At 67.8% G+C, this 13,011-nt stretch carries 14 protein-coding genes; 10 read left to right on the forward strand and 4 right to left on the reverse strand.

Annotation, left to right across the window (positions count from 1 at the left end; genetic code table 11):
• Window positions 1–3: 3 nt before the first annotated feature.
• Genes AC5Y2L_RS00765 through AC5Y2L_RS00775 form a run of 3 tightly spaced genes read right to left on the reverse strand, consistent with a single transcriptional unit; the run spans window position 4 to window position 3,361 of the window.
• Window positions 4–792, reverse strand: a complete 789-nt coding sequence (locus AC5Y2L_RS00765) for an alpha/beta fold hydrolase (RefSeq protein WP_499938564.1) — start codon at window positions 790–792, stop codon at window positions 4–6.
• Window positions 789–1,757 (reverse strand): o-succinylbenzoate synthase, encoded by a 969-nt coding sequence (locus AC5Y2L_RS00770; protein WP_499938566.1) that lies wholly within the window; start codon window positions 1,755–1,757, stop codon window positions 789–791. Before AC5Y2L_RS00770 ends, AC5Y2L_RS00765 begins: the two co-directional genes overlap by 4 nt.
• Window positions 1,757–3,361 (reverse strand): amidohydrolase, encoded by a 1,605-nt coding sequence (locus AC5Y2L_RS00775; protein WP_499938568.1) that lies wholly within the window; start codon window positions 3,359–3,361, stop codon window positions 1,757–1,759. Before AC5Y2L_RS00775 ends, AC5Y2L_RS00770 begins: the two co-directional genes overlap by 1 nt.
• A 78-nt stretch (window positions 3,362–3,439) precedes the next feature.
• On the opposite strand from AC5Y2L_RS00775, the gene fadD8 reads away from it, so the two are divergent.
• Window positions 3,440–5,041, forward strand: a complete 1,602-nt coding sequence (fadD8, locus tag AC5Y2L_RS00780) for a fatty-acid--CoA ligase FadD8 (RefSeq protein ID WP_499938569.1) — start codon at window positions 3,440–3,442, stop codon at window positions 5,039–5,041.
• 202 nt (window positions 5,042–5,243) lie between these two features.
• Here the strand turns inward: fadD8 and AC5Y2L_RS00785 are convergent, their stop codons facing one another.
• Window positions 5,244–5,663 (reverse strand): PPOX class F420-dependent oxidoreductase, encoded by a 420-nt coding sequence (locus AC5Y2L_RS00785; RefSeq protein WP_499938570.1) that lies wholly within the window; start codon window positions 5,661–5,663, stop codon window positions 5,244–5,246.
• Window positions 5,664–5,724: 61 nt separating this feature from the next.
• On the opposite strand from AC5Y2L_RS00785, the gene AC5Y2L_RS00790 reads away from it, so the two are divergent.
• From AC5Y2L_RS00790 to AC5Y2L_RS00830, 9 genes are all read left to right on the forward strand, one after another.
• Complete coding sequence (locus AC5Y2L_RS00790; RefSeq protein ID WP_499938572.1) at window positions 5,725–6,198, forward strand: nitroreductase family deazaflavin-dependent oxidoreductase; 474 nt, start codon at window positions 5,725–5,727, stop codon at window positions 6,196–6,198.
• The gene (locus AC5Y2L_RS00795) at window positions 6,195–7,097 is read left to right on the forward strand and encodes a 1,4-dihydroxy-2-naphthoyl-CoA synthase (protein ID WP_499938573.1); all 903 of its coding nucleotides are present in this window, start codon (window positions 6,195–6,197) and stop codon (window positions 7,095–7,097) included. The genes AC5Y2L_RS00790 and AC5Y2L_RS00795 overlap by 4 nt, the downstream gene beginning before the upstream one ends.
• Window positions 7,098–7,187: 90 nt before the next feature.
• A complete protein-coding gene (locus AC5Y2L_RS00800) occupies window positions 7,188–8,069 on the forward strand; it encodes an SDR family oxidoreductase (RefSeq protein ID WP_499938575.1) in 882 nt (293 codons plus the stop codon).
• A gap of 32 nt (window positions 8,070–8,101) precedes the next feature.
• Window positions 8,102–8,509: a VOC family protein gene (locus tag AC5Y2L_RS00805; RefSeq protein WP_499938576.1), complete on the forward strand. Its 408-nt coding sequence runs from the start codon at window positions 8,102–8,104 to the stop codon at window positions 8,507–8,509.
• 97 nt (window positions 8,510–8,606) lie between these two features.
• Window positions 8,607–9,836, forward strand: a complete 1,230-nt coding sequence (locus tag AC5Y2L_RS00810; protein WP_499938578.1) for an inorganic phosphate transporter — start codon at window positions 8,607–8,609, stop codon at window positions 9,834–9,836.
• Window positions 9,836–10,126 carry a hypothetical protein gene (locus AC5Y2L_RS00815; protein WP_499938580.1) on the forward strand — a complete coding sequence of 97 codons (291 nt, stop codon included), beginning with the start codon at window positions 9,836–9,838 and terminating at the stop codon, window positions 10,124–10,126. The genes AC5Y2L_RS00810 and AC5Y2L_RS00815 overlap by 1 nt, the downstream gene beginning before the upstream one ends.
• Before the next feature lie 55 nt (window positions 10,127–10,181).
• Window positions 10,182–10,493, forward strand: a complete 312-nt coding sequence (locus AC5Y2L_RS00820; RefSeq protein ID WP_499938582.1) for a DUF3349 domain-containing protein — start codon at window positions 10,182–10,184, stop codon at window positions 10,491–10,493.
• 68 nt (window positions 10,494–10,561) lie between these two features.
• Window positions 10,562–11,635 (forward strand): o-succinylbenzoate--CoA ligase, encoded by a 1,074-nt coding sequence (gene menE, locus AC5Y2L_RS00825; RefSeq protein ID WP_499938584.1) that lies wholly within the window; start codon window positions 10,562–10,564, stop codon window positions 11,633–11,635.
• Window positions 11,636–11,646: 11 nt separating this feature from the next.
• Entirely contained in the window at window positions 11,647–12,999 is a 1,353-nt protein-coding gene (locus AC5Y2L_RS00830) for a hypothetical protein (protein ID WP_499938586.1), read from the forward strand.
• Window positions 13,000–13,011: the final 12 nt, after the last annotated feature.

Here is a 13,011-nt window from a genome sequence, read left to right on the forward strand (position 1 = left end):
CTGTCAGGCCTTGACGCTCGCGAAGAACCGCAACGCGGCGTCGTTGACGACGTCCGGCTTCTCGAAGAAGCCGAGATGCCCGGCCTCCGGAACGTGTAGATACCGGCCATTGGGTATGGCGTCGGCGACCTCGCGGCACAGATGCGCCGGCGTCACGACGTCGTCGGCGAAGCCGATCACCAGCACCGGCGCCGTGATGCTGCCGTAGGCGGGCAACCGATTGGTCGTTGGGGCGACCTCGAGCTGGCAGCGCGACCCGGGCGTGGGCTTGACCGGCCACATGGTGAACATGCCGATCCAGTCGGCGACGGCGTTGTCGTCATTGAGCGTCTTGGGTGAAAAGTTCTCCAACAAGCGGTTTTTCGCGTCGGCCAGGGGCGGCAGCAGGGTGCCGGAGTCATACAGCTCCGCTTCGGCCTCGTGGAAGAACCGGCGGGTTCGGTCCAGGCGCCCGCGGGTGGCCATCAACACGGCCGCACTCACCAGCTCAGGCCGCGCCACCATGAGTTCCTGGGCGATGAAGGAGCCCATCGACAACGCGACGATGCGCGCCGGCGCGGCGTCGAGGGATTCGATCAGCGCCGCGGTGTCGGCGACCATCGTCTCGGTGGTGAAACCCTCGGCGTTCTCGGTGGCACCAACCCCACGGTTGTCGAACGTGATGCAGCGATAGCCCGCGGCCAGGAACGCCGGGACCTGATGGGGTTGCCAGGTTCGTCCGAGGCCGCCGTGGCCGGCGATAAAGACAACCGGCTCGCCAGTCCCCTTGTCTTCGTAAGCCAGGTTGATCACCCGAACGACGGTACAAGCAGCGGATAGCACGCCTTGACCCGGTCAATCCACCAGCGCCGTCGCTGCTCCGGCGCGGCCAGCGCCTGCAGCCGCGCCTGGTCCGGCACAACCTGGCGAACCGGCAGGTAGCCGTCGGCCGGCTCCGCGGGCGCTGTCACGTCCGCCAAGAACAGTCCGCCGGTGCCCAACCCGCAGGCGTGACGCAGCTCGGGTAGGGCCGCGGCGGCCGCCAGCCCACCGGCGATGCCGACGGCGGAATCGAGCGCGCTGGATACCACGACCGGGACGTCGATCCGCGCTGCGATATCGAGTAGCGCCGAAACACCGCCCAGCGGAGCAACTTTCAGCACCGCGATGTCGGCGGCGCCGGCGCGGACCACGGCCAGCGGGTCGTCGGCCTTGCGGATACTCTCGTCCGCGGCGATCGGCACGTCGACCCGGCTGCGTAGCTCGGCCAATTCGGCCACCGTGGCGCAGGGTTGTTCGAGGTACTCCAGAGGTCCGTCGGCGGTCAGGGCTGCCGCGGCTTCGGCTGCCTCGTCGACACTCCAGCCCCCGTTGGCGTCCACCCGCACGGTGGCGACCAATTCCCGCACCGCGTTGACCCGCTCGACGTCATCGGCCAGCCGCTGCCCGGGCTCGGCAACTTTCACCTTGGCGGTGCGGGCGCCGGGAAACCGGGCCAGCACCTCGCTGACCTGGGCGGCGCCGACGGCGGGGACGGTCGCGTTGATCGGGATCCGGTCACGTCGCGGCGCCGGCAGCTGGCGATAGGCGGCCTCGATGCCCGAAGCGAGCCAGTGCGCGGCCTCGGGCGGCGCGTACTCGACAAATGCCCCGAACTCCCCCCAGCCGGCGGGGCCCTCGATCAGCGCAACTTCGCGGGTCGTGATGCCGCGGAATCGCACCCGCATCGGCAGCGCCACCACATGCAGGCGGTCCAGCAGGTCCTGCAGCGGCGGCATCACGCGCGGTGAACCTGGCGCCCCGCCAGAAACGTCGCACGCACGTCCAGATCGGCGATCTCCTCGGGCGGCACCGCGCGCGGGTCGGCCGACAGCACCACCAGGTCGGCGTATTTGCCCACCTCGAGCGAGCCGATGATGTCGTCGGCGAACAACTGCCACGCCGCGTCGATGGTCTGCGCGCGGATGGCCTGCTCGACGGTCAGCCGCTCCTCGGGCGCCAGCACCCGCCCGCTCGGCGCTGTGCGTGTCGCGGCCACGCTGATGTTGCGCAGCGGCTCCTCGGGCGTGACCGGCGGGTCGTTGTGCAGCGAGATGCGCATGCCGGCGGCAACCGCGGAACCCGCAGGCATCCAACGGGATCCGCGCTCCGGCCCGAACAATCCGTCGACGATGATGTCACCCCAATAGTGGATCTGGTCGACGAAGATGCTGCACGTGACGCCGAGTTCGACGGCCCGGCGGATCTGGTCGTCCCGGATGGCGCCGACGTGCTCGAGCCTTAACCGGTGATCGTCGCGCGGGTGCCGGCGCAGCGCTTCTTCGTAGACGTCGAGGATGGTGTCCACGCCGGCGTCGCCCTGGACGTGACACGCCATCGGCCAGCCCAGCGGGAAGTAGGCGCCGACGATTTCGTGCAGTTGTTCGGCGGTGTAGTTGGCGCACCCGCACGAACCGGGCTGTATGCCGCTGATGCGGGTGGCTTCGGTGTCGAGGTAAGGAAACGACAGCGCGATGTTGCCGATCCAGGGCGAGCCGTCCACCCAGATTTTGATGCCGACCTGGCGCAGCATGTCGTCGCCTTCGCCCGGTGTGGCGGCCGTGCGCATTTGCGGGTTGGAGATCTCGTAGGTGCGCAGCCGGACGGTCAGGTCGCTGCGCACCTGCTCCACCAGCGGCTTGAAATTCGGGTCGAAGGCCATCTCCGAGCAGGTGGTCAGTCCGGCCCGGTTGAGCCGGGCACACTCGGCGCGCAGCATCTGCGGGTAGTCGCTGGGCTGGATGGCGCCGGCTAGCAGCGGGAACACCGCGCCGGTTTCCTCGGCGGTGCCGTCCAGCTCACCGTGCGCGTCGCGGCCGAACTTGGCTCCCTTGGGATCGGGGGTGTCGCGGGTCAGGTTTGCGCGGCGGGCGGCGTGTGTGTTGAAAAACGCCTTGTGCCCGGAGTTGTGCATGATCACCAGCGGCCCGTCCGGTGCGACCTCGTCGAGCCAGGCCAGCGTCGGCTGTGGTAGCCCGCTCTGCAGCAGCGGATCCCAGCCGTTGAGATAAGCGCCGTCGGGACCGCGGCGAGCAACCTCGCGGTGTACCGCCGTGATCACGTCGTCGGCGCTGCGCAGGGTGACCGGCCGGATGTCGACGAGCCGGTCGGACAGCGCGATCGCCTCCATCAGCGGATGTCCGTGTGCCTCAACGAATCCCGGCATCACGCAGCCATCGCCGATGTCGATCGTCTCGGTGCCGCTGCCGATGAATGCGTCGATTTCCGAGCGATCGCCAACCGCAATGATGCGGCCGTCGGCGACGGCGAGCGCCTCAGCGGTGGGGCGGGTCTCGTCGACGGTCAATACGGTTCCGGTGATGACGACATCTGCCTCGGCCATAGGCAGGAAGCCTACTGATTGCGGCGCTTGGTTGAGGGTGCGATACGGCAGAACTGCAACACGTTCTAGTCTGGCCCCATGAGTGACCAGCTGCTGCGCAACCCGACCCACAATGGCCACCTGTTGGTGGGCGCGCTCAAGCGCCACAAGAACAAGCCGGTGCTGTTCCTCGGGGACACCACGTTGACCGGTGGTGAACTGGCCGAGCGGATCAGCCAATACATCCAGGCGTTCGAGGCGCTGGGAGCCGGGACCGGCGTCGCGGTGGGGCTGCTGTCGCTCAACCGTCCCGAGGTGCTGATGATCATCGGCGCCGGACAGGCCCGGGGCTATCGGCGCACCGCGTTGCACCCGCTGGGCTCGCTGGACGATCACGCCTATGTGCTCAACGACGCGGGCATCAGCTCGCTGATCATCGACCCCAACCCGATGTTCGTCGAGCGCGCGCTGGGGCTACTGGAGAAGGTGGACTCGCTCAAGCAGATCCTGACGATCGGGCCGGTGCCCGAGGCTTTGCGTGGTGTGGCGGTGGATCTGTCCGCCGAGGCCGCCAAGTACCAGCCGCAGCCGCTGGTGGCCTCCGACCTGCCGCCGGATCAGGTGATCGGCCTGACTTACACCGGCGGTACCACCGGAAAGCCCAAGGGCGTGATGGGCACCGCCCAGTCGATCTCGACCATGACGATGATTCAGCTCGCCGAATGGGAATGGCCGGAACAGCCGCGGTTTTTGATGATCACTCCGCTGTCGCATGCCGGGGCTGCCTACTTTGTGCCGACGCTGATCAAGGGCGGCGAAATGTACGTGCTGCCCAAATTCGATCCGGCCGAGGTGCTGAAAACCATTGAAGAGAAACGGATTACGGCCACCTTCGTGGTGCCGTCGATGCTGTACGCGCTGATGGACCACCCGGATTCGCGCACCCGGGACCTGTCATCGCTCGAAACCGTGTATTACGGCGCGTCGGCGATCAACCCGGTGCGGCTGGCCGAGGCCATCAGCCGATTCGGCAAGATCTTCGCCCAGAACTACGGGCAATCCGAAGCGCCGATGGCCATCACCTACCTGGCCAAGGGCGACCACGACGAGAAGCGGCTGACCTCGTGCGGTCGCCCGACGCTGTTCGCTCGCGTCGCCCTGCTGGGCGACGACGGCAAGCCGGTGCCCCAGGGCGAACCGGGCGAAATCTGTGTCAGCGGACCACTATTGGCCGGCGGCTACTGGAATCTGCCGGAGGCGACGGCCGAGACCTTTAAAGACGGTTGGCTGCACACCGGCGACATGGCCCGCGAGGACGAGGACGGCTTCTACTACATCGTGGACCGGGTCAAGGACATGATCGTGACCGGCGGGTTCAACGTCTTCCCGCGCGAGGTCGAGGACGTGGTGGCCGAGCATCCCGCGGTGGCGCAGGTGTGCGTGGTCGGGGCGCCGGACGACAAGTGGGGCGAGGCCGTCACCGCGGTGGTGGTGCTGCGCTCCGACGCACCCCGCGACGACGCCGCGATCGAGGCGATGACCGCCGAGATCCAGGCCGCCGTCAAAGAGCGCAAGGGCTCGGTGCAATCGCCCAAGCGGGTGGTGGTCGTCGAGTCGCTGCCGTTGACCGGGCTGGGTAAGCCGGACAAGAAGGCCGTGCGGGCACAGTTCTGGGAAGGCGCCGAGCGCGCCGTCGGCTGAGTTCGCCGCGCCGGGTGTGAAGCGACGGCTTCGAGTGTGAAGCCACGGCTTTCGTTGTGAATCCTGGGCTTTCACAGTGAACAGGGGGCGGGGATCGGCGCCAGTTTGCGCCCTGGCCTCACACTCAAAGTCCAGGATTCACAACGAAAGCCGTGGCTTCACGCCCAAACCCTAGCGAACGCGCCGCGGGCAATGCTCGGTCTTACTGCCAGGGACCGACGCCGCCGATCTTGTCGATCCGGATATGCGTCACGAACCCCGGCGGCGCGTCGTCGGGCGGAAACGCGGCCGGGTCCGACAGCGTCTGCGCCAGCGACCGCAGCAGCTCCGGGGCCCCGCCCTCGACAACCCGCGCGGTCCCCTCGACCGAGAGATAGGGCCGCATGGCCTTGCCGGCGTCTCCGGTCGACACGATCGTCAACGCGACTCGGGGATCGCGGCGGATATTGCGGACCTTCTTGTGCTCGCCGAGGTGCGCCGTCACCAGCTCGTCGCCCTCGGGTGTCGATCGCAGCGCCACCCAGACCAGCGTCACCTGCGGACTACCGTCCGGATTGAGAGTGACCAGTGTGGCGTCGGCGCCGTTACCGATGAGCCCGCGCGCGGCTTCGTTGAGATTCATACGGTCTTCTACCGTGGCGCCTGCCGATTCATTCCCACGAGTGCGGAGGTAACGTCGCGGCATGGGCAACGCTGAGCGGATCAAGCCGCCGTGGTGGCTGAAGCCTGCCAACAAGGTCTTCATCCAGATGTCGCGACTGGGCATGGGCTTCGGCGGGGAAAGCCCGGTGGTGCTGACGGTTCCCGGCCGCAAGTCGGGCGCGCCCCGGTCGACGCCCGTCACACCGATGACGGTCGACGGAAGACGCTATGTCGTGGGCGGCTTCCCCGGTGCGGACTGGGTGCAAAACGTCCGCGCCGCAGGCGAAGTCACGCTGACCCGGGGCCGCAACACCGAACATGTCCGGATGGTGGAGCTCTCCCCCGACGAGGCCAAGCCGCTGCTGCGGGCCTTCCCCACCGAGGTGCCCACCGGGGTGGGTTTCATGAAGCGGTCGGGACTCGTCGAGCATGGACACCCCGACGAGTTCGAGAAGCTGGCCGGCCGCTGCGCGGTATTTCGTCTCGATCCGATCGACGGAGTTCAACAGCCTTGAGCGACAACCCATTCGACGCTACTCAGTGGCGGCCGGTCGAGGGATTCGACAACCTGACCGACATCACATACCACCGCCACGTCGCAGACGCCACCGTGCGGGTGGCGTTCGACCGGCCCGAAGTGCGCAACGCATTTCGACCCCACACGGTCGACGAGCTCTACCGCGCGCTCGACCACGCCAGAATGTCACCCGACGTGGGTGTGGTGCTGCTGACCGGCAACGGGCCGTCGCCGAAGGACGGCGGCTGGGCCTTTTGCTCCGGCGGCGACCAGCGCATTCGCGGACGCTCCGGCTATCAATACGCCAGCGGAGACACCGCCGACACGGTTGACGCAGCGCGCGCCGGCCGGTTGCACATCCTCGAGGTGCAACGACTGATCCGGTTCATGCCAAAGGTGGTCATCTGCCTGGTCAACGGATGGGCGGCCGGCGGCGGGCACAGCCTGCACGTGGTCTGCGACCTCACCCTGGCCAGCCGGGAGCACGCCCGCTTCAAGCAGACCGACGCCGACGTCGGCAGCTTCGACGGCGGCTACGGCAGCGCCTACCTGGCCCGGCAGGTGGGCCAGAAGTTCGCCCGCGAAATCTTCTTTTTGGGCCGTGCGTATACCGCCGAGCAGATGCACCGGATGGGCGCGGTCAACGAGGTCGTCGACCACGCTGAGCTGGAGCGCGTCGGTGTGCAATGGGCCAGCGAGATCAACGCGAAATCGCCTCAGGCGCAACGGATGCTGAAGTACGCGTTCAACCTGCTGGATGACGGGCTGGTGGGTCAGCAGCTGTTCGCCGGTGAGGCCACCCGGCTGGCCTACATGACCGACGAGGCCGTGGAGGGCCGCGACGCGTTCCTGCAGAAGCGGGCGCCGGACTGGAGCTCCTTTCCGCGCTACTTCTGACGATGGCTATCGTCGAGCCGGTAAATTTGCAGCGAAAGGTCGAGTAAGGGCCTGCAAAATTACCGGCTCGGCGAAACTACACTGCCGACGATGAGCAAGAGCCCGTTTCGCCGGTTCGCCGACCAGCTGGTGCTGGCCAGCATGCGGCCGCCGGCTGCGCCGCAGCTGATGGTCAACCGTCCCGCGATCAAACCGGTCAGCCTCCAGGGCAAGCGCGTCCTGCTCACCGGCGCATCGTCGGGCATAGGTGAGGCCGCGGCAGGACAATTCGCCAAACGCGGCGCCACGGTGGTGGCCGTGGCCCGCCGCCAGGATCTGTTGGACGCGGTCGCCGACCGGATCACGACGGCAGGCGGCACGGCGTTGTCGATCCCGTGCGACCTGTCGGACATGGATGCCGTCGATGCGTTGGTGGCCGACGTCGAAGACCGCATCGGCGGCGTTGACATCCTGATCAACAACGCCGCCCGGTCGATACGACGGCCGCTGGCCGAGTCGCTGGAACGCTGGCACGACGTCGAGCGGGTCACGGTGCTCAACTACTACGCCCCGCTGCGGTTGATCCGCGGGCTGGCGCCGGGAATGCTCGAACGCGGCGACGGCCACATCATCAACGTCGCGACCTGGGGCGTGATGTCGGAGGCATCGCCGATGTTCGGGGTGTACAACGCATCGAAGGCCGCGCTGGCCTCCATCAGCAGAGTCGTGGAAACCGAATGGGGCCAACAGGGTGTGCATTCGACGACGCTCTACTACCCATTGGTGGCCACACCGATGATCGCACCGACCAAGGCCTACGACGGCATGCCCGCGTTGACCCCGGAAGAGGCCGCCGAATGGATGGTCACCGCCGCCCGCACCCGGCCGGTGCGGATTGCGCCGCGGATGGCCGTTGCCCTGGACGCGCTCAACACCGTCGGCCCCCGCTGGGTCAATGCGCTCATGCAGCGGCGCGCCAGCCATTTGAAGTAGCTCCGGGCATCGGACGTGGTAGACACGACCACATGGACATCCTGGCCAGCCGGATGCTGCTCCGGCCGGCGGACTACCAGCGGTCGCTGACCTTCTACCGCGACCAGATAGGCCTGGCGATCGCGCGCGAATACGGAGCGGGCACAGTGTTTTTCGCGGGCCAGTCGTTGCTGGAGCTGGCCGGTTACGGCGAGCCGGACCACTCCCGGGGCCCGTTTCCCGGCGCTTTGTGGTTGCAGGTGCGCGACGTCCGGGCGACCCAGTCCGAGCTGGAAAGCCGTGGCGTGCCGATCACCCGCGAGGCGCGCCGGGAACCATGGGGCCTACATGAGATGCATGTGACCGATCCCGACGGCATCACCTTGATCTTCGTCCAGGTGCCCGGCGATCACCCGCTGCGCCGCGACACCCGCGCCCAGCCCCGCGGAACGGACGGTTAACGACGAACTAATATCTGGCGACGAGTCGAGGTATTCCCGCGATTCGCGTCTTCCACCATTCGACAATCGAATCCCCCGACCACCAGAATCAGGCGCTGTGAACATCGAACTGTTCCTCTTGATCATCGTCGTGATCACTGCATTGGCGTTCGACTTCACCAACGGCTTTCATGACACCGGCAACGCCATGGCGACCTCGATCGCCAGCGGCGCGCTGGCACCCAAGGCGGCGGTCGCCCTGTCCGCGGTGCTCAATTTGGTGGGCGCGTTCTTGTCCACCGCGGTGGCCGCGACGATCGCCAAAGGCCTGATCGACGCGAACCTGGTGACGCTGGAGTTGGTGTTTGCCGGCTTGGTCGGCGGCATCGTCTGGAACTTGTTGACCTGGCTGCTCGGTATCCCGTCCAGCTCCTCCCATGCGCTGATCGGCGGCATCGTCGGCGCCACCATCGCAGCGGTCGGCGGACACGGGGTGATCTGGAAAGGCGTGGTGTCCAAGGCAATCATTCCGGCCGTCGTGTCGGCGGTGCTGGCGGTCCTGGTCGGGGCGGCGGCGACCTGGCTGGTGTACCGGATCACCCGCGGCGTTCCGGAAAAGCGCACCGCCAGCGGGTTCCGGCGCGGCCAGATCGGCTCGGCTTCGCTGGTCTCGCTGGCCCACGGCACCAACGACGCGCAGAAGACGATGGGCGTGATCTTCCTGGCGCTCATGTCGTACGGGGCCGTCAGCAAAACAGCGGCCACGCCGCCGCTGTGGGTCATCGTGAGTTGCGCGGTAGCCATGGCGACCGGCACCTACCTGGGTGGCTGGCGGATCATCCGCACCCTGGGCAAGGGCCTGGTCGAGATCCAGTCGCCACAGGGCATGGCGGCTGAATCGTCTTCTGCCGCAGTGATTCTGCTATCGGCGCACTTCGGCTACGCGCTGTCGACGACGCAGGTCTGCACCGGCTCGGTGCTTGGCAGCGGGCTGGGCAAGCCAGGCGGCGAGGTGCGCTGGGGGGTGGCCGGCCGGATGGCGACGGCGTGGCTGGTGACGCTACCGCTGGCCGGGCTGGTCGGGGCGGTCACCTACTGGGTCGTGCACCTCATCGGCGGATACCCGGGCGCGATCATCGGCTTCGCACTGCTGGTGGCGATCTCCGGCGCCATCTACCTGCGGTCACGCCGGGTGAAGGTCGACCACCACAACGTCAACGCCGACTGGGAAGGCAGCCTGACCGCGGGGCTCGACGAATCACCCGACCCGCCACCCGGTTCGGGCCCTAAGGTGGGCGCGTCCCCCTACGGCTCAGATGACGACGCTCTTCCCGTGCGGACCGCATGATGAGCGCCTGGTTCAACTATCAAGCGACGCTGAAAATACTGGTCTTCAGCATGCTGGCCGGGGCCGCGCTGCCCGCGATTTTTGCGCTCGGGGTGCGGCTGCAGGCGCTCGGTGCCGGCGCGATCGGCGTCGGTAGGGCCGCACCCAAGCGCAACCCGGTCCTGACTTCGATCGCCTGGCTGATCTACGCGTTGGTAGTTGCCGTGGTCATCCTCGGCGTGCTTTTCATCGCCCGGGATTTCATCGCCCATCACACCGGCTATCCCTTCCTGGGCGCCAAACCCAAGTAGCATCGAAGCGTCGTCCCCCAAGGAGTGCCGAGCCTACGCGCGGAGTGGTAAGAGCGTGAACCGATTTCTCACCTCGATCGTCTCGTGGCTGCGTGCCGGCTATCCGGAGGGCATCCCGCCTACGGACTCATTCGCGGTACTTGCCCTGCTGGCGCGCCGATTGACCAACGATGAGGTCAAGCTGGTAGCTAACGAGCTGATGCGGCGCGGCGAATTCGACCATATCGACATCGGTGTGGTGATCAACAAATTGACCGATGAGCTGCCGTCACAAGAGGATATCGAGCGCGTCCGAACACGATTGGCCGCCAAGGGCTGGCCACTCGATGACGCCCGCGACACCCCCGGCAATGGAGAGCGCGCATAGCCGTCCTGCGGGCACTCAGCGTCCCGCCGGGCGGGGCCGTCCGGACGTTGTTGCCTGCGCTGCAGCGCGTGCTCGATGGCCGTGATTCCGCGCTGATTCCGGTGGCGCCCGGCGCGGGACCCTCGCCCGCGTTGCGCGTCGGAGAAGCCATCGACGACGACGTGGCCCTGGTGATGACGACGTCGGGAACCACCGGTACGCCCAAGGGCGCGATGTTGACCACCGCTGCCCTGACTGCCAGCGCTTCGGCGACCCACGACCGGCTCGGCGGCCCGGGCAGCTGGCTGCTGGCCGTGCCGGCCCATCACATCGCCGGGGTGCAGGTGCTGGTGCGCAGCACGCTCGCCGGCACCACACCGGTCGAGCTGGACGTGTCGGGCGGCTTCGACATCGCCGAATTGCCTTCTGCGGTAAGTCGATTGGGCCCGGGTAGGCGATATACGTCGCTGGTGTCGACGCAGTTGGCCAAGGCACTCGCCGATCCGGCGGCGACGGCTGCGCTGGCCGGATTGGACGCCGTGCTGATCGGCGGCGGACCGCTGCCGAGGCCCATCCTTGACGCGGCCGTCGCCGCCGGCATTGCGGTGGTGCAGACCTACGGGATGAGCGAGACCGCGGGCGGTTGCGTATACGACGGCGTCCCGTTGCCCGGCGTCCGGGTGCGGGTGGCGCGCGGTGGGCGCATCATGGTCGGTGGCGCCACCCTGGCCAAGGGTTACCGTAATCCGGTCGATCCCGACCCGTTCGCCGAGCCGGGCTGGTTTCGCACCGATGACCTTGGCGCCCTTGATGATTCGGGTGTACTGACAGTGTTGGGCCGCGCTGACGACGCCATCAGCACCGGCGGACTGACCGTGCTGCCCCAGCCCGTCGAGGCCGCATTGTGCACGCACCCCGCCGTCGGCGAGTGCGCGGTTTTCGGGCTCGCCGACGACCGGCTGGGCCAGCGGGTGGTCGCCGCGGTGGTGGTGCGCGCGGGGTATGCGCCGCCGACGCTGGACGCGCTGCGCGAGCACGTCACGCACACCCTGGATGCCACCGCCGCGCCGCGCGAGTTGCACGTCGTCGACGCGCTACCACGGCGCGGCATCGGCAAAGTGGACCGGAGCGCGTTGGTGCGACGGTTCGCCGGCCATCAATAGGCTGGTCGACCGTGAGGGTGGCGCGCCGGGAACTGATCGCGGTGGCAGCCGCGGCCTTGTTGGTGACGGCAGCGGTGGTATTGCCGCGGATGCACCTGGGCATCGATCCGCGCCGCGACACCGGCCTGGAGCGCTTTGGCATGCGGGCCGGCGCCGCGCCGATCTTCGGCTATTGGGACGTCCACGCCGGGTGGGGCACCGCGCCGGCAATCCTGCTCGCGCTGGCCGTTGTGCTGTGGGGAACCTCTGTCGCACAACGACTTTCATGGCGGATCCTGACGCTGTGCAGCTGGGCCACCGCCTGCGGGTGGGCGTTCGCGCTGGCGATGATCGACGGGTGGCAGCGTGGCTTCGCCGGCCGGCTGACCACTCGGGACGAATACTTATCGCAAGTACCCGGCATCACCGACATCCCGGCCACGCTGCGCACGTTCGCGAGCCGGATCGTCGACTTCCAGCCGAACTCCTGGGTCACTCACGTCTCCGGGCACCCACCCGGCGCGCTGCTGACGTTCGTCTGGCTGGACCGGATAGGGCTGCGCGGCGGTGCCTGGGCCGGGCTGCTGTGTCTGCTGGTCGGCTCCAGCGCGGCGGCGGCGGTGGTGATCGCGGTGCGGGCGCTGGCCGACGAGCAGACCGCCCGGCGGGCCGCGCCGTTTGTCGCGGTAGCGCCGACGGCGATCTGGGTGGCGGTCTCGGCGGACGGGTACTTCGCCGGAGTCGCGGCGTGGGGTATCGCGCTGTTGGCATTGGCGGTACACGGCAAGGTTCGGTTCCCGGCGTCAGCGGCCGTCGGGGCGGGTCTGCTGCTCGGCTGGGGCGTGTTTGTCAGTTACGGCCTGGCGTTGATGGGGCTTGCGGCGTTGGCGGTCCTTGTTTCGGCCGCGGACTGGCGGGCGGCGTTGCGGGCAGTGGGGCCGGCAACGCTGGCCGCGGTGGCCGTGGCGGTGGGCTTCGCTGTCGCGAGGTTCTCTTGGCTGGACGGTTATGACCTTGTGCAACAACGCTATTGGCAGGGCATCGCGAAGGATCGGCCGTTCCAATACTGGGTGTGGGCCAACCTGGCCTGCGTGGTGTGCGCGATCGGACTGGGCAGCGTCGCCGGCATCACCCGGGTGTTCGACAGAGCCGCCATTCGTCGGCGATCGGGCTTTCACCTGTTGCTGCTGGCGATGCTGACCGCCATCGCCGTTGCCGACCTGAGCATGCTGAGCAAGGCCGAGACCGAACGCATCTGGCTACCGTTCACCATCTGGCTGACGGCGGCGCCCGCATTGCTGCCGGTGAGGTCGCATCGGCTGTGGCTGGCGGTCAACGCCGCGGGTGCCCTGCTGTTGAACAGCGTGATCTTCACGAACTGGTAGGGGTGAATTGAG

It is taken from the genome of Mycobacterium sp. NGS66 (assembly GCF_059812225.1).